The 24,419-nt window shown below is 51.5% G+C and carries 20 protein-coding genes and 1 pseudogene; 17 read left to right on the forward strand and 4 right to left on the reverse strand.

Annotated elements, in window-relative coordinates; all coding sequences use genetic code 11:
- Positions 1-239 (forward strand): hypothetical protein (locus tag QUW60_RS13750; RefSeq protein ID WP_289561167.1); only part of this gene is annotated, 239 nt, incomplete at its 5' end.
- Between the two features lie 215 nt (positions 240-454).
- Here the strand turns inward: QUW60_RS13750 and QUW60_RS13755 are convergent.
- Entirely contained in the window at positions 455-3,169 is a 2,715-nt protein-coding gene (locus QUW60_RS13755) for a heparinase II/III family protein (protein ID WP_289561168.1), read from the reverse strand.
- Between the two features lie 637 nt (positions 3,170-3,806).
- On the opposite strand from QUW60_RS13755, the pseudogene QUW60_RS13760 reads away from it, so the two are divergent.
- From QUW60_RS13760 to QUW60_RS13805, 10 genes and pseudogenes are all read left to right on the forward strand, one after another.
- Positions 3,807-4,133 (forward strand): annotated as a pseudogene (locus QUW60_RS13760) (aldo/keto reductase); the annotation flags it as partial.
- A gap of 339 nt (positions 4,134-4,472) precedes the next feature.
- Positions 4,473-6,218 carry a sodium:solute symporter gene (locus tag QUW60_RS13765; protein ID WP_289561169.1) on the forward strand — a complete coding sequence of 582 codons (1,746 nt, stop codon included), beginning with the start codon at positions 4,473-4,475 and terminating at the stop codon, positions 6,216-6,218.
- A gap of 237 nt (positions 6,219-6,455) precedes the next feature.
- On the forward strand, positions 6,456-7,610 hold the full coding sequence (locus QUW60_RS13770) for an aldose epimerase family protein (protein WP_289561171.1): 1,155 nt from the start codon (positions 6,456-6,458) through the stop codon (positions 7,608-7,610).
- Positions 7,611-7,660: 50 nt separating this feature from the next.
- Positions 7,661-8,338, forward strand: coding sequence for an NUDIX hydrolase (locus QUW60_RS13775; protein ID WP_258339015.1), 678 nt, complete (start codon positions 7,661-7,663; stop codon positions 8,336-8,338).
- Between the two features lie 5 nt (positions 8,339-8,343).
- The gene (locus QUW60_RS13780; protein WP_258339016.1) at positions 8,344-9,033 is read left to right on the forward strand and encodes an L-ribulose-5-phosphate 4-epimerase; all 690 of its coding nucleotides are present in this window, start codon (positions 8,344-8,346) and stop codon (positions 9,031-9,033) included.
- Positions 9,034-9,054: 21 nt separating this feature from the next.
- Positions 9,055-10,581, forward strand: coding sequence for an L-arabinose isomerase (araA, locus tag QUW60_RS13785; protein ID WP_258339017.1), 1,527 nt, complete (start codon positions 9,055-9,057; stop codon positions 10,579-10,581).
- A gap of 100 nt (positions 10,582-10,681) precedes the next feature.
- On the forward strand, positions 10,682-12,280 hold the full coding sequence (locus tag QUW60_RS13790; RefSeq protein ID WP_289561175.1) for a xylulokinase: 1,599 nt from the start codon (positions 10,682-10,684) through the stop codon (positions 12,278-12,280).
- A 361-nt stretch (positions 12,281-12,641) separates the two neighbouring features.
- Complete coding sequence (locus QUW60_RS13795; protein WP_289561177.1) at positions 12,642-14,657, forward strand: transketolase family protein; 2,016 nt, start codon at positions 12,642-12,644, stop codon at positions 14,655-14,657.
- Positions 14,657-15,091 carry a ribose 5-phosphate isomerase B gene (rpiB, locus tag QUW60_RS13800; RefSeq protein WP_258339020.1) on the forward strand — a complete coding sequence of 145 codons (435 nt, stop codon included), beginning with the start codon at positions 14,657-14,659 and terminating at the stop codon, positions 15,089-15,091. Before QUW60_RS13795 ends, rpiB begins: the two co-directional genes overlap by 1 nt.
- Before the next feature lie 171 nt (positions 15,092-15,262).
- Positions 15,263-16,303 carry a DUF4468 domain-containing protein gene (locus QUW60_RS13805; protein WP_258339021.1) on the forward strand — a complete coding sequence of 347 codons (1,041 nt, stop codon included), beginning with the start codon at positions 15,263-15,265 and terminating at the stop codon, positions 16,301-16,303.
- A gap of 374 nt (positions 16,304-16,677) precedes the next feature.
- Here QUW60_RS13805 and QUW60_RS13810 read toward each other — a convergent pair whose 3' ends face one another.
- Entirely contained in the window at positions 16,678-17,943 is a 1,266-nt protein-coding gene (locus tag QUW60_RS13810; protein WP_289561179.1) for a replicative DNA helicase, read from the reverse strand.
- 170 nt (positions 17,944-18,113) lie between these two features.
- Positions 18,114-18,737: an LvrA C-terminal domain-related protein gene (locus QUW60_RS13815; protein ID WP_258339023.1), complete on the reverse strand. Its 624-nt coding sequence runs from the start codon at positions 18,735-18,737 to the stop codon at positions 18,114-18,116.
- A gap of 461 nt (positions 18,738-19,198) precedes the next feature.
- Here QUW60_RS13815 and QUW60_RS13820 point away from each other — a divergent pair, with 461 nt between their 5' ends.
- Positions 19,199-19,582: a hypothetical protein gene (locus QUW60_RS13820; protein ID WP_289561182.1), complete on the forward strand. Its 384-nt coding sequence runs from the start codon at positions 19,199-19,201 to the stop codon at positions 19,580-19,582.
- Positions 19,583-19,595: 13 nt separating this feature from the next.
- On the opposite strand, the gene QUW60_RS13825 is transcribed toward QUW60_RS13820, so the two are convergent.
- Positions 19,596-19,859 carry a DUF4248 domain-containing protein gene (locus QUW60_RS13825; protein WP_434736872.1) on the reverse strand — a complete coding sequence of 88 codons (264 nt, stop codon included), beginning with the start codon at positions 19,857-19,859 and terminating at the stop codon, positions 19,596-19,598.
- A 29-nt stretch (positions 19,860-19,888) separates the two neighbouring features.
- Here QUW60_RS13825 and QUW60_RS13830 point away from each other — a divergent pair, with 29 nt between their 5' ends.
- The 5 genes from QUW60_RS13830 (at position 19,889) to QUW60_RS13850 (ending at position 24,260) form a co-directional block, all read left to right on the forward strand.
- A complete protein-coding gene (locus QUW60_RS13830) occupies positions 19,889-20,149 on the forward strand; it encodes a hypothetical protein (RefSeq protein WP_289561184.1) in 261 nt (86 codons plus the stop codon).
- Positions 20,150-20,405: 256 nt separating this feature from the next.
- A complete protein-coding gene (locus QUW60_RS13835; RefSeq protein ID WP_289561186.1) occupies positions 20,406-21,206 on the forward strand; it encodes a polysaccharide biosynthesis/export family protein in 801 nt (266 codons plus the stop codon).
- Between the two features lie 28 nt (positions 21,207-21,234).
- The gene (locus QUW60_RS13840) at positions 21,235-23,688 is read left to right on the forward strand and encodes a GumC family protein (RefSeq protein WP_289561188.1); all 2,454 of its coding nucleotides are present in this window, start codon (positions 21,235-21,237) and stop codon (positions 23,686-23,688) included.
- Complete coding sequence (locus tag QUW60_RS13845) at positions 23,678-23,869, forward strand: hypothetical protein (RefSeq protein WP_289561189.1); 192 nt, start codon at positions 23,678-23,680, stop codon at positions 23,867-23,869. The genes QUW60_RS13840 and QUW60_RS13845 overlap by 11 nt, the downstream gene beginning before the upstream one ends.
- 97 nt (positions 23,870-23,966) lie before the next feature.
- Entirely contained in the window at positions 23,967-24,260 is a 294-nt protein-coding gene (locus tag QUW60_RS13850; RefSeq protein ID WP_258339028.1) for a nucleotidyltransferase family protein, read from the forward strand.
- Positions 24,261-24,419 lie beyond the last annotated feature (159 nt).

A 24,419-nucleotide genomic window follows, 5' to 3' on the forward strand; every position in this document is an offset into this window, starting at 1 on the left:
CTATTGATTTGTTATTCCCTCGCTCGTCCGCGGTACCGCCGAATGCCGAAGCAAAACTGCGGAACCGCACTATCCTTGTTGTCTGTCCTCACAATTTCAATGATCTCTTCCAGCTCTCTTTAGGAAGAGATAGCGACTACAAATGTACGGCAACATTTTCAATCCTCCAAATTTTTTCTCGTTTTTTTTCAAAAAAACTCAGAAAAAACATCGCCACATACTTTTCAGTCATTCATTAACCGCTCTTCCTTTTCGAAAGCGAGTGCAAAGATAGACGGTCTTTTTGACATCTGCAAACATTTGAAAGACTTTTTTCAAAAAAAAGATGCTGTGCAACATAAAACGCATTGTAATACAAACTGTTAAAACAACCAGGCATCCAAAAACAAAATATTATGCAATTCCAGTCCCTACATATAATATATAGAGCGATGCAGAGCCCGTTTTAATCCCGTCAATCTACAGCCCTAAATTCTTTAGAAGCCGCCAATTTATACGCACGTCCATCCAAAACGACAGATATGTCTGATGAAGACGCATACATCCAACGGTTTCCCTTCTTCTGAAGAACGACATCGGAAGGTGTTTCAGCCTTTACACTGAAGGCGCCCGAGCGCAGCAGGGTTCCCCCTCCCATAAAACAAAGCCGAAGCGATCCGCCTTCATCCGTACGCACCAGCGAACAGACAGAACGGGCCTCCGTATCTCCCGAAGCGACAATTTCATGCGAGTCGTCCGAAGACAAGACCAAATCTGTACTTCCATCAACAAGGCACACCTTCACAGCTACCTTTCCCTTTTTCCCCGTTTCCGGGAAAGACACAGACCTGATACGCGATGGCGCACTTTGCGTGTGAGGCTCATAAACGGCTACAAACGGACGACTCCAGGCTTCACCGTTCTGGCGCGCAACAAAAGTAAGGGTCGGCTGGTCGGCCAGCACGTACGGCATGTCCTTGATCCGGCTGAGCCCTTCTGTCATCGGGCTCAATGCAGCAAATACCTCACGATCTTTCTCTCCCTTCATCCACATCGACATCGTGATATTATCTTTGTCGGGCATATTGATGGTAAAGTCAGCCCTCACGTCTTTGTCCGTCTTTGCACTTTTCTTATCATAAATGTATGAATAGGCATACAGATGCCCTCCTGCAAAAGCCAGTTCTTCAGTAGGCCGAAGATCGAGCGGGCTTCCGTCGGCAGCATTCAGCGTCATCACCTGCCCCAGATTGTGGTAGAAATAATCATGCATCCGGTCCCCTCCTTCCACTTTACGGCTTCGGAACACATCGATATAATACCCCGTCGAGTCAGACGTATTGACAATGCCATTCATCCGCGTCTGGTCGGCGTAGGTTTCAGGTTCGCGGAAATACACCTCGCTATAGGATATCGGCTGATAATCCACCTTTGCGCCCGGCTGAGGATACATGCGGCGCAATTTGAACGAATGGCAGCTTTTCATAACCGGATATGACGAAACGCCGTCAACGCAAACAGTGTTATGCGAAGGAAACTGGCTATAATACTCCAGATAATCAAGTCCCTGATACAGCGTCTTGCCAATGCCGGCATCCGGACCGAGCACATAACCCTTGCCATAAAGCTCCATGCTGATACCGTTGGCGTGCATGTGGTTGCCCTCGCTTGCATTGAGCGACAACATCAGACTGTTGCGCGGATGCATTCCGTTGCGCTGCACCAGCCAGCTCACGTTAGGCGCATAAAAAGCAGGCGTTACATAATCGTCAATCTTGCCCGCCTCAACGGATCCGTCAATTTCCAGCGGCTTTCCAGCGAAGAAAGAAGTCACCGCCACAGGCATATTCTTCCGCACTTCCGCCGGTTCGGACGCAGAAGGATCGAAAAGTTTCAGCATGGCAGTAAACTTGCGTTCTTCCTCCTTCTTTCCGTGCTGGCGCGCATTGGCAATCATATGCCGGAATATATCCGTACGGAGAGGTCCCGGGTGCGTGTCACCAAACCCGCATACCATCCGGTTTGGGAAAAGATACTGAGGCATCGCCTCAACCGCTTTCGGAAGCACGGGAATTTCTTCCGCGAGATCCATCTTCAGGTTGCGGTCGAAAAGATTCACGAAGCTGGCATAATCGCCCACTACCACGCTGCTGTAGCCCGGACATTCGGCCCAAATGCCTGTGGAAGAATCGAACCCGTAGTCCGCCAGTTTTTTCAGCGACCATTGGCGGATCGACGACTTGTTAAGCAGGTAGTCAATGTAATACTGGCGGCCTTTTCTGTCGGCATAAGCCGAATCATCCTCAAGTATCAGCGCAATATTCATCACATAATGCGCCTGCAACAGGTTCCAGTTGTTATGAGGAACTCCTTTCGCTATGATGTTGTCGGCACATTTCTTGAATGCAGACGCATAAATGTCCATTTTCTCCGGATGTTTCTCTGCCAGGTAATCATACAGAAAATCATAAAGCGGAACCAGATTGTTGAGCGCATCCTCGTGAATCACCTCAAACGAAGTCATCCCCACCAGCGTCTGCTGATGTCCGTGGTTCAGATCCACCGGCACGTTTCTGTAATAAAGTCCCGAAGCATACGTGTCAAAAACCGCATCCGCAGCCTCGGCATACTTTTTCTCTCCCGTCATCCACCAAAGGAAAGCCGCATCCCGGGCAATGCCGATGATTTCATTGTTTATACTCTCGATGATTCTTCCCGTCTTGCCGATATTCACCCACTCGTATGCTTTAAGAGATGTGTTTTCGAGATACATTCCCCTGGCGTCCTCCTGATAAGGCGCAAGCTCTTCAAGCTTCGGGCGGCGATAGTTTGTTCCGTGTCCGCGCGCGCCGGTAAAGACAACCGTCGGCACAGGCGCCCTGTCCCCTCCCGCATGGTCATAGAACTCCCCTCTTATATATACATCCGTGGCATGCGTGTTCCAGTACATCTGCAAGCGCGACGAGAGCCAGTCGCTGCCCTTGTCAACATACTTGTCGGTACGCTCTTTCAGACGGACAAACACCTGCTCCGCCCATTCTTCCTTCTCTATCAGTTTCTCCGTTTCTTTCTTTCCCTCTTGCGTGGTCAGGTAACGGGGATGTCCCTGAGGCAAGGAGAAAGACAAGTCAGTCTGCGCATTGAGCGCCAAGGTCAGAAACATGCTGACCATCCATGCTATTCTTCTCATATGATTTTCGTTGTTTCTATATACTACGAATAAAAGAATCCATTTACTTAGAAACTGTTTTGAATTTCTCCAAAAAGTTTTTCTTGGCTTGATGTGTTCGTTTTCGTGTGTGCTTTGGGCTATTTTTTGGTCTTTTCCGCTTCTGTTCTTCGTCAGATAGCCCGCTATCTTCCTCATCACACAAACGGAAATGCCTCAAAAACTCATCCCAAATCAGCACACGATAAATTCAAAACAGTTTCTTAGAGCCTGTTTCAATTTTCCGGTTAAGTATTTTTATCCGCCCTTTTTGAGTTTGTTTCCGGTCTGTCTCCCCGCTTTCATTCGCCAGACAGCCCGCTATCACCCCGAAAACAATTCTGGCAGAGCAAAATTTAAACGACAGGCTCTTAAACAGGCCGTCTGATTCGCCGCTCCGGCAGAAGTTTCCGGTATCTGTTGGGCGTACACCCTTCCAGCCGCTTAAACCACCGGATAAAGTGCTGCGGGTTTGGCCGACAGACAAAGCCTGTCCGCACAATACGGCACGGTGGGAACCCCGTCCGTTGCCTCCTTTTTCCCGCAAATTTATCATTTCTGCACAAAAGTCAAGCGATCTTCTTCCAAAACATTCCGGCCGGCATTGCTGCCGAACGCGGCGTACAACGGCAACCGCCAGAGCCTGCTACGCTTCCAGCCTGATGCCATCCGCGCCAATACCCGGATTGTAGAAGCGCTTAACGCTTTCGGCCGCACAAGGGGAATCACACCCGCCCAGACAGCCCTGGCCTGGCTGATGAACAAAAAGCCTTTCATTGTTCCCATCCCCGGCACGACAAAGCTGTCGCATCTTGAAAAGAACCTCCGTGCCTGCGACATCACATTCACCGCAAACGAAATGAAAGAACTGGAAGACGCGGTGTCCGCCATTCCGGTTATCGGCAGCCGCTATGACGCTTTGCAGGAATCCAAAGTGCAGAAGTGAATACACGGGCGACGAGTGCTGCCGCGTATATGACTGCTGCGTGAACGGCAAACGGCACGAGCCTGCACCAAAGAGGCAGCCAGTCCGCCGGCACCATCTTCTCATCCTCTCAAAATCCGGCTGCCTGCACGCTCCCCATACCCGACTTCCGGAAATAAGGATGAAGAATGACAAAACTTTTCATAAAACATGTTCAAGAACATGCGCCATAATTAGTGTAATTTTACACTTATTCGTAATATTGCACCCGGTAATCAGAACGATAAGCCTCAAACCGGAAAGACAACCGTTCATCAACCTGAGAAATCAATACGTATAATTTATAAACAATAAAAAATTATGGACTGGAATTCACAACAATTCGTTTGGCTCGACTGGGCCATTATCGTAGCCGGAGTCGCCTTAGTGGCATGGGCTGTCTATCGCGCCGTACAAAAGGACAAACGCATGCAACAAGGAGCAGACAGCGAAGATTACCTTTTCGGCAAGGGAGAACCCTGGTATGTCATCGGCGCCGCCATCTTTGCGGCCAACATCGGTTCGGAGCACCTGGTAGGTCTGGCAGGCACCGGAGCAAAAGACGGTGTAGGCATGGCGCACTGGGAGATGCAGGGATGGATGATATTGATTTTGGGATGGCTTTTCGTTCCGTTCTACCAGCTTCTCAACAACAAGCTGGGCAAAATCATCACCATGCCCGACTTTCTGAAGTTCCGCTACACCAAACGCACCGGATCATGGCTTTCCATCATCACGCTGATCGCCTACGTCCTGACAAAAGTATCCGTAACGGCTTTCACCGGAGGCATTTTCTTTGAATACCTGCTGAACATCCCGTTCTGGTATGCCGCAATCGGACTCATCGCAATCACAGCGGTGTTTACCGTATTCGGAGGCATGAAGGGCGTGATGACCTTATCCGCCATCCAGACTCCGATTCTGATTATCGGCTCGTTTCTGGTGCTCTTCCTCGGCCTGCACCTGCTGGGCGACGGCAGCATCGCTGAAGGATGGTCGCAGATGATGGCTGCATGCAACGCGGCACACGACGGTTTCGGAACCACACACATGTTCCATACAGATCCTGCCGACCCGATGTATCCGAAGTTCCCCGGATATGTGGTGTTTATCGGCGCCTCAATCATCGGCTTCTGGTACTGGTGTACCGACCAGCACATCGTACAGCGTGTGCTCGGACAGACCAAGGGCGAAAGCAACGCTGCCGTAATGGCCCGCGCCCGCCGCGGCACGATTGCAGCAGGATACTTCAAGTTGCTGCCTATTTTCATGTTTCTGATTCCCGGAATGGTTGCTTACGCCCTCTCGCTGAAAGCAGGAAGCGGCATCGTAATGGACATCACTGACCCGCACGATACAGACGGAGCCTTCGCCATGATGGTGAAGAATATCCTCCCCGCCGGCGTGAAAGGCATCGTGACCATCGGCTTCGTATGCGCACTGGTGGCTTCGCTCGCCGCCTTCTTCAACAGCTGCGCCACCTTGTTTACAGAAGACTTCTACAAGCCGATGAGAAAAGGCAAAAGCGAAAGCCATTATGTGTTCATCGGACGTCTGGCTACAGTGATAGTGGTATTGCTCGGCCTGGCATGGATGCCGATCATGATGAACATGGGCAACCTGTATTCTTATCTTCAGGACATCCAGTCACTGATCGCTCCGGCCATGGTTGCCGTATTCGCTCTTGGCATCTTCTCGAAGAAGATAACGCCGAAAGCCGGCGAATGGGGCCTGATCGGCGGCTTTCTGATAGGCATGGTGCGCCTGTTTACCAATGTCGTCACAGAATCCGGCACAAAAATGATGGACGGCGCATTCTGGGAATGCACACGCTGGTTCTGGCAAACCAACTGGCTCGTCTTCGAAGTATGGCTGCTGGTATTCATCATCATCCTGATGGTTGTCGTATCCTGCTTCACACCTGCACCTTCGAAAGAACAGATAGAAGCCATCACCTTCACCAGCGACTACAAGAAGGCTATCCGTGAGAGCTGGAACAAATGGGACGTCATCGCAACTCTGGGCGTAATCGCCTGCTGCGTGGCATTCTACTGGTACTTCTGGTAACATAAATCCGATACGCAAGGAGGTGTGCAAGAATGAATGCGGCAATTTGTTCTTACACACTTCTTTGTTTTGACGCAGAACAAACGCCCCATAAAGCGTTTCTCCGTCCTGCCCGGGCAGCCAGCCGGAGCAGGCACATGCAAGAAAAACAAGCAGTATATGTTGCATAACATAGCGGTTACTTGAACAACTTTCCCATATAAGTGTTACTTTTACACCATTCTAAAACATTCAATCATGAAAAGCATCAAAACAAACATTTTTGCAATGGGTGCCTCACTGGCTCTCCTTGCAAGCTGCGGAACGCAAGAAAAGAAAACCGAGCTCACCCTTTCAGGACTGGACCCCGCCAAGTTTGAAACAACCGTCGACGGGACAAAGCCTGTCAGACTCTATACACTGAAAAACCATAACGGCATGGAAGTGTGCGTCACCAATTTCGGAGGCCGCATCGTTTCGATTATGGTTCCCGACAAGAACGGCACAATGACCGACGTGGTGCTGGGATTCGACAGCATCGCAGACTACCAGAACATTCCAAGCGACTTCGGGGCATCCATCGGACGCTACGCCAACCGCATCAACAAGGGACAGATAACAATCGACGGCACGCTTATCCAACTGCCGACGAACAACTTCGGACACTGCCTGCACGGAGGTCCCACGGGATGGCAGTATCAAGTGTACGAAGCCAGCCAAAGCAACGACAGCACCATCGTGCTGACCATCAACTCTGCCGATGGCGACAACAACTTTCCGGGAAACGTAACGGCACACGTCACCTACTCGCTCACCGCCGACAATGCCGTCGACATCAGCTATGACGCCACTACCGACAAGACCACGGTCATCAACATGACAAACCACTCTTATTTCAACCTGAACGGTGACCCGTCGAAGCCCGCCACCGACAACATCCTGTACATTGCTTCAGACAGCATCACTCCCGTCGACAGCACATTTATGACCAACGGAACGATGATGGCGGTAAAAGGCACTCCGTTCGACTTCAACACGCCGAAGCCCATCGCTCCGTCAGTAACAGGATTCGACAACGAACAAGTGAAGTTCGGAAACGGCTTCGACCACAACTGGGTATTGTCCACAAAAGGCGACATCACCAAGCCTGCCGCCAAGCTGACCAGCCCTGCCACCGGAATCAGCCTCACCGTCTACACCGACGAGCCGGGAATACAGGTATACACGGGCAACTTCCTCGACGGAACCGTCAAGGGAAAGAAAGGGATCGTCTATCCGCAACGTGCATCCGTATGCCTGGAAACCCAGCACTATCCCGACAGTCCCAACAAGCCCCAATGGCCTTCTGTGCTGCTGAAACCGGGAGAAACCTATCACAGCCATTGCATATTCAAGTTTGGCGTGGAGAAATAAAGGGCGCACCCCTTTACATGCCAACAATCACTCTTCAACACACTAAAGATATGACGGATTATTACAGCAAAAACCCCAGATTTTATGTTGGCATCGACTGCATAATTTTCGGATTCGAGAAAAACCAGCTGAGCCTGCTGCTCCTGCAAAGGAACTTTGAGCCGGCCAAAGGACAATGGTCCCTGATGGGAGGGTTTGTCCAAGAAAACGAAAGTGCGGATGATGCGGCGAAACGCGTTCTGTTTGAACTGACCGGACTGAAGGATGTCTACATGGAACAGATCGGAGCCTTCGGTGAGATACACCGCGATCCGGGCGAAAGGGTTATCTCGCTGGCATACTATGCGCTGATCAACATCAACGAATACGACCGTGAGCTTGTAAGCCTTCACAACGCCCATTGGATGAATATCAACGAGCTGCCCGACCTGATCTTCGACCACAACCAGATGGTCGAAAAAGCAAGGAACGTGATGAAACAGAAAGCGTCGCGCGCACCCATCGGATTCAACCTGCTGCCCGAGCTCTTTACGCTGACCCAGCTGCAGAACCTCTACGAGGCAATCTACGGCGAACCGATGGACAAACGGAACTTCAGGAAGCGGATTGCAGACATGGGGTTTATCGAGAAAACAGACAAAATAGACAAAACAGGATCAAAAAGAGGAGCCTATCTGTACAAATTCAACGACAAGGCTTATCAGAAAGACCCTAAATTCAAACTTTAAATATCATGCTAGAAAGTTTAAAAGAAAAAGTATTCCATGCAAACCTTGAACTGGTGAAACATGGACTGGTCATCTTCACCTGGGGCAATGTTTCGGGCATTGACCGTGAAAGCGGGCTGGTGGTGATCAAGCCGAGCGGAGTTTCTTACGACGAAATGAAGGCCGATGACATGGTAGTCGTTGACCTCGACGGCAAAGTGGTGGAAGGCGACCTCCGTCCTTCAAGCGACACGCCGACCCATCTCGTACTCTACAAAGCGTTTCCGGAAATCGGCGGTGTGGTTCACACGCATTCAACTTATGCTACAGCATGGGCACAAGCCGGATGCGACATACCGAACATTGGCACTACGCACGCCGACTATTTCCACGAAGCGATTCCATGCACCGCCGACATGACCGAAGAGGAAGTGAAAGGCGCCTACGAGCTGGAAACAGGCAACGTTATCGTAAAGCGTTTCGAGGGCTTGAATCCGGTCCATACACCGGGAGTGCTGGTCAAGAACCACGGCCCCTTTGCATGGGGAAAGGATGCCCACGACGCCGTGCATAACGCAGTGGTCATGGAACAGGTAGCCAAAATGGCCAGCATCGCTTATGCCATCAACCCGAACCTGACCATGAATCCGCTCCTGATTGAAAAGCATTTCAGCCGCAAGCATGGTCCCAACGCTTATTACGGACAGAAAAAATAACTTACCAAAAACAAATAAACTATGAATACATTTGACCAGTATGAAGTATGGTTCGTGACAGGAGCTCAGCTTCTGTACGGAGGCGATGCAGTCATCGCAGTAGACGCACACAGCAATGAAATGGTAGCCGGACTCAACGACAGCGGCAAACTGCCTGTAAAGGTTGTATACAAAGGAACAGCAAACTCATCAAAAGAAGTGGAAGCCGTAATGAAGGCTGCCAACAACGATGACAAGTGCATCGGCATCATCACATGGATGCACACGTTCTCTCCCGCAAAAATGTGGATACACGGCCTGCAGCAACTGAAAAAGCCGCTGCTCCACCTGCATACCCAGTTCAACAAGGAGATTCCATGGGATACGATGGACATGGATTTCATGAACCTTAACCAGTCGGCTCACGGCGACCGCGAGTTCGGACATATCTGCACACGGATGCGTATCCGCCGCAAAGTGGTTGTAGGCTACTGGAAAGACGAAGAAACCCAACGCAAGATTGCTGTGTGGATGCGCGTGTGCGCCGCGTGGGCAGACGCTCAAGACATGCTGATCATCCGTTTTGGCGACCAGATGAACAATGTGGCTGTAACAGACGGCGACAAGGTAGAGGCTGAAGTGCGCATGGGATACCATGTAGACTATTGCCCGGTAAGCGAACTGATGGAATATCACAGCCAGATCAAGGATGAAGAAGTAGAAGCGCTCGTCCGGACTTACTTCAACGAATACGACCATGACGCCGCACTCGAGGACAAATCAACCGAGGCTTACCAGAAGGTATGGAACTCTGCCAAAGCCGAACTCGCCCTGCGCGCCATACTGAAAGCAAAGGGAGCGAAAGGATTTACAACCAACTTTGACGACCTCGGCCAGACAGACGGAAGCCACTTCGACCAGATTCCGGGACTTGCTTCCCAGCGCCTCATGGCTGACGGCTATGGATTTGGAGCGGAAGGCGACTGGAAATCGGCAGCGCTCTACCGCACCGTATGGGTGATGAACCAGGGGCTTCCCAACGGATGCTCGTTCCTTGAAGATTATACGCTGAACTTCGACGGAGAGAAAAGCGCCATCCTGCAGGCGCACATGCTGGAAGTATGTCCGCTCATCGCCGCAAAGAAGCCGCGCCTGGAGGTTCATTTCCTCGGCATCGGCGTACGCAAGAGCCAGACAGCGCGCCTTGTGTTCACGTCAAAGACCGGCGCGGGATGCACAGCTACCGTTGTCGATCTTGGCAACCGCTTCCGTCTGATTGTCAACGACGTGGAATGCATCGAGCCGAAACCGCTGCCCAAACTTCCCGTTGCCTCTGCACTCTGGATTCCGCAGCCGAACTTCGAAGTGGGTGCAGGCGCATGGATCCTGGCAGGCGGAACTCACCATTCGTGCTTCTCATACGACCTGACTGCAGAATACTGGGAAGACTATGCTGAAATCGCAGGAATCGAAATGGTGCATATCAATAAAGACACCAACATCAGCGAATTCAAGAAAGAACTTCGCATGAACGAAGTCTACTATATGCTGAACAAGGCTCTCTGCTGATAAATACAGGAACACAGAAACGCGAGGACAAAGGGAGCGGAAAAGAGGCCCTGCACCGTCGGGTTTCTGTGTTCATTTTTCATTCTTCAAACTGAATATCATGAAATCAGACACAAAATCAATAATCGAGTCCGGGAAAGCGATACTGGGCATCGAGTTCGGATCGACCCGCATCAAGGCTGTCCTGATCGATCCGGAAAACAAACCCATCGCACAGGGAAGCCACATTTGGGAGAACCAGCTGGTTGACGGACTCTGGACTTACAGCATCGAAGCGATCTGGAACGGGCTCCAGGACTGTTATTCAGATCTCCGTGCAAACGTAAAGAAACAATACGGAACGGAAATAGAAACGCTGGGAGCCATCGGCATCAGCGCCATGATGCACGGCTATATGGCCTTCAATGCCAACGATGAGATTCTCGTGCCGTTCCGCACATGGAGAAACACCAATACAGGAATGGCAGCAGCCGCTCTTTCCGAAGCCTTCGTCTTCAACATTCCGCTCAGATGGAGCATCTCCCATCTGTATCAGGCCATTCTGAACGACGAACCCCACATCAACGATATCACTTATCTGACCACACTTGCGGGCTATGCCCACTGGCAGCTCACCGGCGAAAGAGTGCTCGGCATCGGCGACGCCTCGGGAATGCTTCCCATCGACCAGGCAACAAAGAACTATTCGGCAGAAATGGTCGACAAGTTTGAAAACCTGATCGCGCCCAAGAAACTGAAGTGGCACCTGGCAGACATCCTCCCCAAAGTGCTTCTGGCCGGCGAAAATGCCGGTTTCCTTACCCCCGAAGGCGCGAAGAAGCTTGATGTGTCCGGACACCTGAAGCCGGGCGTTCCGCTCTGTCCGCCGGAAGGCGACGCAGGAACCGGAATGGTAGCGACCAACGCCGTAAAGCAGCGCACAGGCAATGTTTCGGCGGGAACTTCCTCATTCTCAATGATTGTGCTCGAAAAAGACCTTTCGAAGCCTTACGAAATGATTGACATGGTGACTACCCCCGACGGAAGTCCCGTAGCAATGGTACACTGCAACAACTGTACGTCCGACCTCAATGCGTGGATCAGCCTGTTCAAAGAATACCAGGAGCTTCTGGGCGTTCCGGTTGACATGAACGAAGTGTTCGGCAAGCTCTACAACCATGCCCTCGAAGGCGATGCCGACTGCGGAGGACTGATTGCCTACAACTACATATCCGGCGAACCCGTTACGGGACTTGCAGAAGGAAGGCCCCTGTTCGTGCGCTCGGCCAACGACAAGTTCAACCTCGCCAACTTCATGCGGGCCAACCTCTATGCTTCGGTAGGCGTTCTGAAAATCGGAAACGACATCCTCTTCAATGAAGAGAAAATCAAGGTCGACCGGATTACGGGACACGGCGGATTGTTCAAGACCAAGGGAGTGGCCCAGCGCATTCTGGCAGCAGCACTCAATTCGCCGATTTCGGTGATGGAAACAGCCGGCGAAGGAGGCGCGTGGGGAATCGCGCTTTTAGCTGCCTATCTCGTCAACAACGCGAAGAAACTGAATCTCGCCGACTATCTGGACGAATGCGTATTTGCAGGCAACACCGGTGTGGAAATAGCCCCCACTCCGGAAGACGTCGCAGGATTCAACGCATACATCGAGAACTACAAGGCGGGGCTGCCGATTGAAGAAGCAGCCGTCAGAAGCAAAAGATAAGTGCAAAGCCAAGAGCCTGCCTTGAATCTCCGCCAAGGCAATCACCAAACCGGATAGAACAGGATTCGGGCAGGCTTCCGGCAAGCACGGCTTATGGAGAAAAAAACCGACCGGGACATTTTTCGCTTTTCCAGCGACAGATGCGGGAAATATCTCCGCCCGAACCAAGCCGAATGACGGACCAAAGCCATGCTTCTGCCGGAAAGAAACAGGAAAACGGCGGAAATATCTGTGAAAAACAAGAAAAACCATACAGCACCTTTGCTTTATTTCTACATAAGGATTATCTTTGCCAATACTAAAATTTAACAAGAAGGATATCTCGTATCCATTGTGTAATTATTTAACCAACTTATCAAACATGAACAACAAACGAGTAATGGACCATGCGGCAAACAACATCCGCATTCTGGCCGCATCAATGGTTGAAAAAGCAAAATCCGGCCATCCGGGAGGAGCAATGGGCGGAGCCGACTTCATCAATGTGCTCTACTCCGAGTTTTTGCAATACGATCCCCAGAACCCGAAATGGGAAGGCCGCGACCGTTTCTTCCTTGACCCCGGACACATGGCGCCCATGCTGTACGCGCAACTGGCACTAATCGGGAAATTCACGCTGGACGAACTGCAGCAGTTGCGCCAATGGGGCTCTCCCACTCCGGGACACCCCGAAGCTGACGTGGAACGCGGTATAGAAAACACATCCGGACCGCTGGGACAGGGACACGTGTTTGCCGTTGGCGCAGCCATTGCCGCAAAATTCCTTGCAGCACGCACGGGAAACCCGACTTTCGCAAAAGAAACAATCTACGCATATATTTCTGACGGCGGCATCCAGGAGGAAATCTCTCAGGGAAGCGGCCGTATCGCCGGACATCTCGGACTGGACAACCTGATCATGTTCTATGACGCGAACGAAATCCAGCTCTCAACCGAAACAAACGCCGTCACAACCGAAGACACGGCGATGAAATACCGTGCATGGGGATGGAACGTTCTCGAAATCGACGGAAACGACTGCGACGAAATCCGCAAGGCTCTCACCGCCGCCAAAGCTGAAGACAAGCGTCCGACCTTGATCATCGGACACTGCGTCATGGGCAAGGGCGCACGCAAGGCAGACAACACTTCATACGAACACAACTGCAAGACTCACGGCGCTCCGCTGGGAGGCGACGCTTACAGAAACACGATCGTCAACCTGGGAGGAAACCCGGACGATCCGTTCGTGATTTTCGATGACGTGAAAGAAATGTATGCAAACCGCGCAGAGGAACTGAAAAACGCAGTAGCAGCACGCCACGAGGAAGAAAACGCATGGGCGGCAGCTAATCCGGAGAAAGCCGCACAACAGAAAGAGTGGTTCAGCGGAGCAGCACCCAAAGTTGACTGGGAGCATATCCAGCAGAAGGCGAACGATGCAACACGCAACGCTTCGGCAACGGTGTTGGGCGCATTGGCCCAGCAGGTGCCCAACATGATCTGTGCATCGGCCGACCTCTCCAATTCCGACAAGACCGACGGCTTCCTGAAGCAGACGCACTCGTTTGTCCGCGGAGATTTCAGCGGCGCATTCTTCCAGGCCGGCGTGGCCGAGCTGACAATGGCCTGCTGCTGCATCGGAATGGCGCTCCACGGAGGCGTAATCGCTGCCTGCGGAACATTCTTCGTATTCTCCGACTATATGAAACCGGCAGTCCGCATGGCTGCACTGATGCAGCTGCCCGTGAAGTTCATCTGGACACACGACGCATTCCGCGTGGGTGAAGACGGACCGACTCACGAACCGGTTGAACAGGAAGCTCAGATCCGCCTGATGGAAAAACTGAAAAACCACCACGGAAAGAACTCCATGCTGGTTCTCCGTCCCGCCGACGCTGAAGAAACCACCGTATGCTGGAAAATGGCAATGGAGAACACAGACACCCCGACAGCGCTGATTCTCTCACGCCAGAACATCAACATGCTTCCGAAAGGAACCGACTACAGCCAGGCTGCCAAGGGAGCATACATCGTTGCAGGCTCTGACGAAAACCCGGACGTGATTATGGTTGCATCCGGATCCGAAGTTTCCACATTGGTTGCCGGCGCAGAGCTTCTGCACAAGGACGGCATAAAGACACGCGTTGTTTCCGTTCCGTCTGAAGGACTGTTCCGCAGCCAAAGCAAGGAATACCAGGAAAGCATCATCCCGACAGGAGCCAAAGTGTTCGGACTTACCGCCGGCCTGCCCGTCAATCTGTTGGGACTGGTGGGAGCAAACGGCAAAATCTGGGGACTGGAATCATTCGGTTTCTCCGCTCCCTACAAGGTGCTTGACGAAAAGCTCGGCTTCACGGCAGAGAATGTATATAACCAAGTAAAGTCAATGCTCTGATGAAAGTGATAGGACTGGCTTCCGACCATGCGGGATTTGAACTGAAGCAGTATGTAAAGAAATGGCTGGAAGCAAAAGGATGGGAATACAAGGACTTTGGTACGTATACTGCCGACAGCTGCGACTATCCCGACTATGCGCATCCGCTGGCTGCGGCTGTGGAAAAAGGCGAATGCTATCCCGGGATAGCCATCTGCGGAAGCGGCGAAGGAATCAGCATCACCCTCAACAAACACCAGGGTATTCGCGCCGCTCTGTGCTGGATTCCTGAGATAGCCCATCTGGCACGCCTGCACAACGACGCCAACATATTGGTTATGCCGGGACGATTTATCGATACGGATATGGCCGACAAAATCATGACCGAATTCTTCAGCACTTCTTTCGAAGGAGGACGGCATAAGGCACGCATCGACAAAATTCCCGTAAAATGACACCGGACAACCGTTGAACGGACGCAAGGGGAACGGCGGACAAAAACCGCCTTCCCTCTACTATACTCAAAGCAGATTGACGTAAACAGGAACAGATATTTTTAAATTGCGTTAATCTGTTTTTTTTGATACCATCTCTTTTACTATGTTTGTAAACAAATTTATGCAACCATGAAAAAATACCTATTCATCTTGCTGGCTCTGCTCCCGCTGCTGGGATCGGCCAAAGACAAGAAAGACAACTCAGACCCGAAATACCTGGCCGGGGCTGTTACGACAGACGATGAAGGCAAAGTCTGCTTCACCAAAGAAATCAGCGTTCCGTCATTGTCGAAAGCCAAACTGTTCGACATCATGCTCAGCTGGGCAAACAACCGCTTCAAGCAGAACGGCGACCTGATAAGCCGGGTGGTCTATACAAACGAGGAAAAAGGAGATATCGCGGCTACCGCTGAAGAGTATATCATATTCTCATCATCCGCACTTTCGCTCGACCGGACACGCATCTATTACCAGTTTTTCATCAACGTGAATGAAGGCGCATGCAAACTCACCATGACGCGCATCCGTTACTGGTATGACGAAAACCGCGACGGAGGACAGAAATACAGCGCAGAAGAATGGATTACGGACGACATGGCGCTGAACAAGAAGAAAACCAAGCTCGCCCCCATCTGCGGAAAATTCAGACGGGAAACGATTGACCTGAAAGACGACCTGTTCAAGAGCGCAACGGATGCCGTCGGCGAACATACGCTGGCCAATGCTGCACAGGCAGCGGTTGCGATGCAACAGCCGGCAGCCGCTCCAAGCATTACGGGCGAACTCAAAGACGTGAAGCTGGAACAGCTTCCGGCCAACTTGAACGAGATAGCTGCAAACGGCAAGATTACGCTCACTGCAAACGAAGAGGAAGTGGAAATCAAGGCCGAAAACTGGGGAGGCTTCGGAAAACTCTTCAACAAGGATGTGGCCTATACGCTGATCGACCAGAGCCGGATTGCCGTAAGCGCAATGGCGGAACATGCCGACACTTATACGGTTTCGTTCTATATGCCGGGGGCTGCACAGCCCAGTGTCATCATCACGTGCAAGAAATCCATGTCGAAAGACATGAGCGCCGATGAACTAAAGACGCTCAGCCAGTCGATAGACACATCAAAATCATACAAGATGTATATCGGTGAAATCACCCGGATACAAATGAGATGACAGCCGTTGTGCGGCGGCGGAAAAACGGGACTCCATCAGACGGAGCTCCCGTTTTTTTTATTTTCCGTAAAAGAGGTACAACCCTCCGTAATCCGGATACAAGCATTCTGTATCAATAAAGCTAATTTTGCATCAGAATCTTTAAGAAACTGTTTTGAATTTATCGTGTGCTGATTTGGGATGAGTTCTTGAGGCATTTCCGTTTGTGTGATGAGGAAGATAGCGGGCTATCTGACGAAGAACAGAAGCGGAAAAGACCAAAAAATAGTCCAAAGCACACACGAAAACGAACACATCAAGCCAAGAAAAACTTTTTGGAGAAATTCAAAACAGTTTCTTATTATAATCCGCGTAAATCTGCGGTAAAAAGGCACTCACCCGAACTCAATCCCTTCTTTTCCCTGCGTGATTTCCCCGTGCCTGTTCTTCGCCACGATCAGCTCACGCCTCGGCGAGCCGCCGTTATCCGGACACCACAGCATCAGCACCAGGTCGGCATCCTGCTCGATCGCGCCGCTCTCGCGCAGGTGCCGGAGCTCCGGACGGTGGTCATACGACGACTCGACCTGACGGTTCAGCTGGCTCGACACGATTACCGGGCAGTCCAGCATACGGGCCAGCGACTTCAGCTTGCGGGTACACTCCGACACCTCCTGCTCGCGCGTCCTCCCGTGCTTCGCAACCACCCCCAGCAGCTGAAGATAGTCCACAATCACCAGATCCACTCCCCGCTTCGCCTTCATCCCCTTCGCGATGCAGCACAGCTGGTCGATGCTGATGTACGGCGTGTCGTCGATATACAGCGGCAGGCCTCCCACCCGCTTCAGCGCCAGGTCCAGACAAGCCATGTCACTCTCCGAAACGATTCCGCGCTTCACCGGCCTGTAGTCAATCCCGCTGTCAACGAGCAGCATCCGCTCGCCCACCTCCACGTTCATCATCTCCAGCGTGAAGAACAGCACAGTGTATCCCTCCTTCGCCGCCGTCGTAGCGAAGCGCAGGTCAAGCTGCGTTTTTCCCATGCCCGGACGCGCGGCTGTCAGAATCAGGTTTCCCGGCTGCCACCCTCCGGTGATCTCATCCAGCTTCGGGATGCCCGTCGGAATGCCGGTCACTCCCTGCCTGCTGCCCGACACACGCCTGCGTATGCGCTCCATCGTCAGCTCCATCACCTCGTCCACCCGCTTGAGGTGACTCTCCAGCGGCGAGCGGTTGAGCAGCAAGTCCAGCTCCTTCTGCAGGCGGATCACCTGCTCCAGCACGTCGACTGTCATATCTTCGCACCCGGCAATCTCGGCCGAAAGGATCTTCCACAGCTCCCTGCGCACGTAATACTCATACAGAATCAGGCAGTGGCGCTGGATGTGCGCCGACGAAAGCATCGTCCGCGTCACGGTGACCACTCCCAGCGGACCTCCCGCCCGCTCGAGCGTCCCCAGTTGCCTGAGCTCTTCCGTCACTACCAGAATGTCGATGGGTTTGTTTGCGTTGAATGCCGACACGACGGCTTCATAAATCAGCCGGTGCTTCTCGATGTAAAACATATCCGGATTCAAGCCTCCCAGGACTTCTCCGGCAACCGCCGTGTCAATGAGCAGCGCGCCCAGCACAGCCTCTTCAATTTCTTCGTTGTAGATCATTTTTTCAAAATTTAAAGTCAACTTTTTTGTTTTTACCACAGAGGGCACAGAATTATTTTTACCGCAGATTGACGCAGATTATCCTCTAACTCCTCTAACTCCTCTAACTTCTCTAACTTCTCTAACTCCTCTAACTCCTCTAACTCCTTCTTTAACTGCAAACCAACAACCTACCTCATGAAGCTCCTGTACTTCAAGTAATTCAGTCCCGTCCGCACATGCTCCATGCTTGCCAGCGAATAGAAATAGTCCTCCATCCGCTCCACCGCCAGCACACGCTCCTCCGGTGTCAGTGCGGTCCAGGCATGCATGGCAAGAAACCGGTCGTGCGGTGTCAGTCGCGCACGCTGGTGGTAAAGCCTCCAGAACTCGTCGAAGTCCGCCTTCTCCCGCTCGCTCATGAGCGCCTCGCCCACCGACTTCGGCGAAATCTCCCTGCGCCGCAGCCGGCACGTTTCCTCATAGTTCATCCACGTAAACAGCGACGATTCGCGGTTGCGGTAACTCATCTTCAGGAGCAGCGCCCGCTTCAGTTGCCCCAGCAGGCGCAGCGTCCGCTTTTTCGACCAGTGCAGCTCTTCCGAAAGCCCGCTTACCGTGGCGTACATCTCTCCCATTTTCAGTCCCCCTTCTCCGCCCTCGTCGTCGTAGCAGCAGCGCAGCAGAATCATCACGCAAGCCTGCGCGTCGTTTTTCACAGGCGTGCTGTCGAACATCAGTTCCAGCAGCCTGCGAGGCAGCACAATCTGTCCCCCTCTTCTCGGATTTTCCAAAACAGCCATCAAATGTTTCATAGTCAGTAAAATTTTAAAATCAGAAATGCGACTCCATTCCGAATCACGGCACAAATATCAGCATTATAAAATTAAAAATATAGCCATGGATGGCTATGCCGCATTTTTTATTTGATTTAATCAAAACTTTAAACTAAATATGTTAAGCTTTTCGGAGAGAGAATTCTTTCGGGAGCGGTTATATTTCTGTTTTACAGAAGGTTAAGTTCTGTTTTTGTTGCAACCGCCTCAGGACGTCAAGGGAGGGCACCACGAAAGTCACACTTAAATCACTGTTTATTAATAGGTTACGAGCACGAGGGAACCACGAACGACACCACGAAACCTCAAACACACCTTATTAATAAAGAAAAAATAAAGAAAGAAACCCCTACCCCTTTGAATTTTGCTTCTTCGAGAAACGGGAGAAAGGCGATTTTTTTCGCCAAAGTGAAATTTAATGTAATTTAAACTTTAGACTTATGAAAAAAGGCATCTACAAAAGCGTCAGTCTGACCGAAGAAGAAAAAATGGAACACGCCATCCTGGTATGCAGCTTTTTCCGCTCCACATTCAAGCGGCTGTCCGTCACCATCACCGAACTGACGATCATCACGGGGCTGACCAGCCATGCGTTCACCGACCTTTCCCGCAACTTCAGCGTGAAGACCCTGGCGCTGCTGTCGCTCGGGATGATGGAAGTATCGGAGCGGTCGATCAGGATAACAAGGCTCCTTGCGCTGGCACGGACGGCAATCCACACGAGGCAATCGCTGGTTATCCGGCTGGCCGACGACACCGACACGCTCCGGCAAGGAGAGCACGTGCTTATCGGTCCGGCAAAGAGGCGCAGGAAACGGGGCTGAGCGGGCCGCAAGGTTACGGCTCGCCCAGGTATCTGACAATCAGTTCCACCTCCGGGCGGAGGAAGAACCACCGGTTTTTCACATACCCGGCTTCCGCCAGGGCAGCGTGCAGTGCCTCGCAGCGCCTGATCCAGCGGTTGAGATTGTTTAGTGCCTGTTTTTTCGCCGCGTACGGGAAGTAAAGCTGTGCAAGCTCACTTTTTCTGTACACTCTCATGCGGAAGGGTCGTTCGTCCGGCTCTTCCGCCATTCTTTTCAAATAGCTGATTCTTTCCATAGTCACATGAATTTTCCGTTTAATCCACCATGAATATACTGATTTTCTGTGAATTATGCAAGGAATTGGGGAAGAAGTTGGGGAAGGAGTTAGGAAAGAAGTTAGAGGAGTTAGAGGAGTTAAAGGAGTTAAAGGAGTTAAAGGAGTTAAAGGAGTTAAAGGAGTTAGAGGAGTTAGAGAAGTTAGAGGAGTTAGAGAAGTTAGAGAAGTTAGAGGATAATCTGCGTCAATCTGCGGTAAAAAATAACCCCGTGATACTCTGTGGCCTCTGTGGTGGCCCCCAAACATAACGGGTAAAACAACATCACTTAACGGGTTATTTTGAGTTAAATGATGGGAAAAATAAAAAAAAATACCCCATCACTTTGAACAATAGATAAAATGGCTTATTTTTGCACCCGTGTGGAACAATAAACCATTTTACCCGCCCCAAATGGGACAGGTAACGGCGAAGCCTACTTATACCGCAACTTATTAAGATAGAATTTGTAACCGATTTGTAACAGCAGAAAAAACTGCCACAAATCAAAAACTCTACAAGCATTCATGAAAGTATTCAAACTGCTCTGCATGATTGTCCTCACAGCGCTGACGGGCGCATGCACTTCCTACAAAAAAGTTCCGTATCTCCAAAACTCGGAAACAGTCGACTTATCCCAACTGCCCAAATCACTTTATGACGCGAAGATCATGCCGAAGGACTTGCTCACCATCACGGTAAATACTACGGATCCGCAGGCAGCTGTGCCGTTCAACCTGACCATACAGACCCCTTACGGCCTCAACGGGAACAACTATACGACCACTCAGCCTGCTCTCCAGCAATATCTGGTGGATAACGAGGGCAACATTGATTTCCCCGTATTGGGCAAGCTTCACATCGGCGACATGACCAAGAGCGAGGTTGAAGGCATGATCCGCGAAAAGCTGCAGCCCTACCTGAAGGAGGTGCCCGTGGTGACCGTCCGCATGGTGAACTACAAGATTTCCGTGCTCGGCGAAGTGTCACGCCCCGGAACTTTCACCATCTCCAACGAAAAGGTGAACCTGATGGAGGCGCTTGCCCTTGCCGGCGACATGACGGTGTGGGGACGCCGCGACAACGTGAAACTGATACGCGAGGACAGTGAAGGCGAACGCAAGATTGTGGAACTGAATCTGAACGATGCCGAAATCATCTATTCGCCCTATTTCTACCTCCAGCAGAACGACGTTGTATACGTCACTCCGAACAAGCAAAAAGCGAAGAACTCGGATATCGGCAACCAGACGACTTTCTGGTTCTCCGGAACATCCATCCTGATCTCAATAGCCACACTGCTGACAACCATCCTGATGAACAATTAAGACGCACACAGAAAAAACAACCGCAAATATGAAAGAAGAACTCTACAACGAGCCATTCGAGAACGAAGAAGAAAAGCCGATAGACTACAAGGCTATCATAATGGAATACCTGATGTACTGGCCCTGGATTGCCGGATGTGCCGCAGCGGCATTGGTTGCCTGCTTCATATACCTCCGCTTCCAGACGCCTGTCTATAATGTCAACGCCACGGTGCTTATCAAGGAGAGCGACCCCAAACAGGGCGGCTTCGGAGGAAGCGACATGCTTGAGAACATGCAGTCGCTGGGCATGATTTCCATGGCAAGCAAATTCGACAACGAAGTGGAGATCATCCAGTCGCGCAACCTGGTGCAGAAGGTGGTCGAAAAGCAGAGCCTGTATATCCACTACACGCAGGAACGCACTTTCGGCTATCCGACAGAACCGTACAAGAACAGTCCGGTAACGGTGTGGATGACTCCGCAGGAAGCGAAGGCACTCTATGCCCCCCTGCGACTGGAAATAACCCGGCAGACTGACGGGTCGGCCGACGTAAAGGCAACTTTCGTTGCAGAACGCAAAGGAGAGGAACAGGAACTGGCTCAACACTTCGACAAGCTGCCTGCCGTGTTCAACCTCCCGGTAGGCATCGTCACCCTGAACGACAACACACTGCCGAAGGATTCGCTGGCAAAGGCTTCGCCGGCAAGCGAACCGTTCACAGTGGAAGCCACCATCCAGTCGCCCGTGGCAGTAGCCGCTGCCTATAAAGCCCGACTGACGGCTGAACCGACCAGCAAAACCACAAGCATCATCGCGCTGGGACTTGACGAGACCAGCCCGGAACGCGGAGCCGACTTCATCAACACGCTCGTAGCCATCTACAACAGTGACGCGAACGACGACAAGAACGAGGTGGCAAGCAAAACCGCCCAGTTCATCGACGAGCGCATCCAGATCATCAACAAGGAACTGGGAACCACTGAGGCCGAACTTGCCAGCTACAAGCAGCAGGCAGGGCTGACCGACTTGACCAGCGACGCCCAGCTCGCCTTGAAGGAAAACTCAGAATACACGCAGAAGCGTGCGGAAAACAGCACCCAGCTCCGTCTGGTCGAGTTCCTGCAGGGATACATCAACAACCCCGAAAACGAATGGGAGGTGATACCCGCCAATGTGGGATTAAGCGATGAGGGATTGAGCAGCGCCATCGACAACTACAACCAGATGCTGATCGAGCGCAAGCGCCTGCTCCGCACCTCATCCGAAAACAACCCTGCGGTGAAGACACTCGATGCCGGCATCCGCGCCATGCGCGTCAATGTGCAGACCACGGTAGAGAGCGTGAAGAAAGGGCTCCTCATCACCCAGTCTGACCTCAACCGTCAGGCGGAACGCTACGAATCGCGCATCAGCAGCGCCCCCCAACAGGAACGCGAACTGGTGAGCATCGCGCGCCAGCAGGAAATCAAGGCGAACCTCTACCTGATGCTGCTGCAGAAACGTGAGGAAAACGCCATCACCCTTGCCGCTACCGCCAACAACGGACGTATCATCAATACGCCGATGGCAAGCAGCGCTCCGGTGTCGCCCAACGGCAAAATGTTCTACCTGATTGCCCTGATACTGGGCATTGCGGCTCCGGTGGGATTCCTCTACCTGCGCAACCTCCTCAAGTTCAGGATTGAAACCCGGACCGATATCGAGAAGATAACCAGCATCCCGGTAATCGGCGATGTGCCCCATACCGACCTTTCCAAGGAAAACCCCATCGTGATCCGGGAGAACAAGAACGAGCTGATGGAAGAAATCTACCGTTCCGTCCGCACCAACGTGCAGTATATGCTGCGTCCGGGCGAAAAGGTCATCCTTTTCACTTCCACCACTTCGGGCGAAGGCAAGAGCTTCAATGCGGGCAACCTCGCCGTCAGTCTCGCCTACATGGGCAAAAAAGTGATTATCGTCGGACTGGACATCCGCAAGCCGGGACTGAACAAGGTGTTCAAGCTGTCGCGCAAGGAACGGGGCATCACCCAGTACCTCGCCGACCCGACCCTGCCGCTGGAAAGCCTCTGGCAGCAGTCGGAAATCTCGCCCAATCTCTACATTCTCCCCGGCGGACAGGTGCCGCCCAATCCGACCGAGCTGGTGGAACGCGACGCGCTGAAGAAAGCCATCGACACGCTCCGCGAACGCTTCGATTATGTAATCCTCGACACCGCCCCCATCGGCATGGTGACGGATACGCAGATCATCGCCCGCCAGGCGGACATGAGTATCTACGTCTGCCGCGCCGACTATACCCAGAAGGCAGACTTCGAGGTAGTCAACGCCCTCCGCGCCGAGAAGAAGCTCCCGAACATGTGCATCCTGCTCAACGACATAGACATGGACAAACGCCAGAACGGCTACTACTACGGCTATGGCAAGTACGGCAAATACGGCAAGTACGGCTATGGCAAGAAGTACGGCTACGGATATGGCTACGGGTATGGGAAGTAAAGTTGGAGTTAAAGGAGTTGAGAAGTTAGAGAAGTTAGAGGAGTTAGAGGAGTTAGAGGAGTTAGAGGAGTTAGAGGAGTTAGAGAAGTTAGAGAAGTTAGAGAAGTTAGAGGAGTTAGAGAAGTTAGAGAAGTTAGAGAAGTTAGAGAATAATCCGCGTAAATCTGCGGTAAAAAAATAAACCCCTGTGATACTCCGTGCCCTCTGTGGTAACAAGGAGTTAAAGAAAATATACAAAACGACAGCAAGTCCGAAATATATAAAAAAACGATTATAACATGAAGTCAACAGCTGAATATCTGGCATTATTGCGACAATATAAAAAAGCAAAAGCCATAGCATATGGAATAAAGATGTTAGGCATATTTGGCTCTGTAGCCCGAAACGAACAGACTGAGGACAGCGATATTGACATCGTTTATGAAGGTGAAGCAAATATCTTGCTTCGCTCCCGTATCCGTACAGAACTTGAAAACCTGTTAGGCTGTAAAGTTGATTTGATACGCTTCCGAAAGCAAACAGAAAACACTCCATTCGGACAAGCAATCCTCAAAGATCTCATTCTCGTATGAACATAGAACAACGAACTTGCCAAAGCCATCAATCAAATGAAATCCGACTTAGGAACAAATCATTATTAAAGAAGTTAAAGGAGTTAGAGGAGTTAAAGAATAATCTGCGAAAATCCGCGATAAAAATAAAAACCTGTGGCACTCCGTGCCCTCTGTGGT

It is taken from the genome of Bacteroides gallinaceum (assembly GCF_030373775.1).
GTDB lineage: Bacteria > Bacteroidota > Bacteroidia > Bacteroidales > Bacteroidaceae > Phocaeicola > Phocaeicola excrementipullorum.

Coding starts and splice junctions, on each gene's coding strand:
- QUW60_RS13775 (WP_258339015.1), top strand. CDS start 7,661: ATGACGGATTATTACAGCAAAAACCCCAGATTTTATGTTGGCATCGAC.
- QUW60_RS13820 (WP_289561182.1), top strand. CDS start 19,199: ATGAAAAAAGGCATCTACAAAAGCGTCAGTCTGACCGAAGAAGAAAAA.
- QUW60_RS13790 (WP_289561175.1), top strand. CDS start 10,682: ATGAAATCAGACACAAAATCAATAATCGAGTCCGGGAAAGCGATACTG.
- QUW60_RS13835 (WP_289561186.1), top strand. CDS start 20,406: ATGAAAGTATTCAAACTGCTCTGCATGATTGTCCTCACAGCGCTGACG.
- QUW60_RS13815 (WP_258339023.1), bottom strand. CDS start 18,737: ATGAAACATTTGATGGCTGTTTTGGAAAATCCGAGAAGAGGGGGACAG.
- QUW60_RS13830 (WP_289561184.1), top strand. CDS start 19,889: ATGAATATACTGATTTTCTGTGAATTATGCAAGGAATTGGGGAAGAAG.
- QUW60_RS13765 (WP_289561169.1), top strand. CDS start 4,473: ATGGACTGGAATTCACAACAATTCGTTTGGCTCGACTGGGCCATTATC.
- QUW60_RS13810 (WP_289561179.1), bottom strand. CDS start 17,943: ATGATCTACAACGAAGAAATTGAAGAGGCTGTGCTGGGCGCGCTGCTC.
- QUW60_RS13840 (WP_289561188.1), top strand. CDS start 21,235: ATGAAAGAAGAACTCTACAACGAGCCATTCGAGAACGAAGAAGAAAAG.
- QUW60_RS13780 (WP_258339016.1), top strand. CDS start 8,344: ATGCTAGAAAGTTTAAAAGAAAAAGTATTCCATGCAAACCTTGAACTG.
- araA (WP_258339017.1), top strand. CDS start 9,055: ATGAATACATTTGACCAGTATGAAGTATGGTTCGTGACAGGAGCTCAG.
- rpiB (WP_258339020.1), top strand. CDS start 14,657: ATGAAAGTGATAGGACTGGCTTCCGACCATGCGGGATTTGAACTGAAG.
- QUW60_RS13770 (WP_289561171.1), top strand. CDS start 6,456: ATGAAAAGCATCAAAACAAACATTTTTGCAATGGGTGCCTCACTGGCT.
- QUW60_RS13825 (WP_434736872.1), bottom strand. CDS start 19,859: ATGGAAAGAATCAGCTATTTGAAAAGAATGGCGGAAGAGCCGGACGAA.
- QUW60_RS13845 (WP_289561189.1), top strand. CDS start 23,678: ATGGGAAGTAAAGTTGGAGTTAAAGGAGTTGAGAAGTTAGAGAAGTTA.
- QUW60_RS13795 (WP_289561177.1), top strand. CDS start 12,642: ATGAACAACAAACGAGTAATGGACCATGCGGCAAACAACATCCGCATT.
- QUW60_RS13755 (WP_289561168.1), bottom strand. CDS start 3,169: ATGAGAAGAATAGCATGGATGGTCAGCATGTTTCTGACCTTGGCGCTC.
- QUW60_RS13850 (WP_258339028.1), top strand. CDS start 23,967: ATGAAGTCAACAGCTGAATATCTGGCATTATTGCGACAATATAAAAAA.
- QUW60_RS13805 (WP_258339021.1), top strand. CDS start 15,263: ATGAAAAAATACCTATTCATCTTGCTGGCTCTGCTCCCGCTGCTGGGA.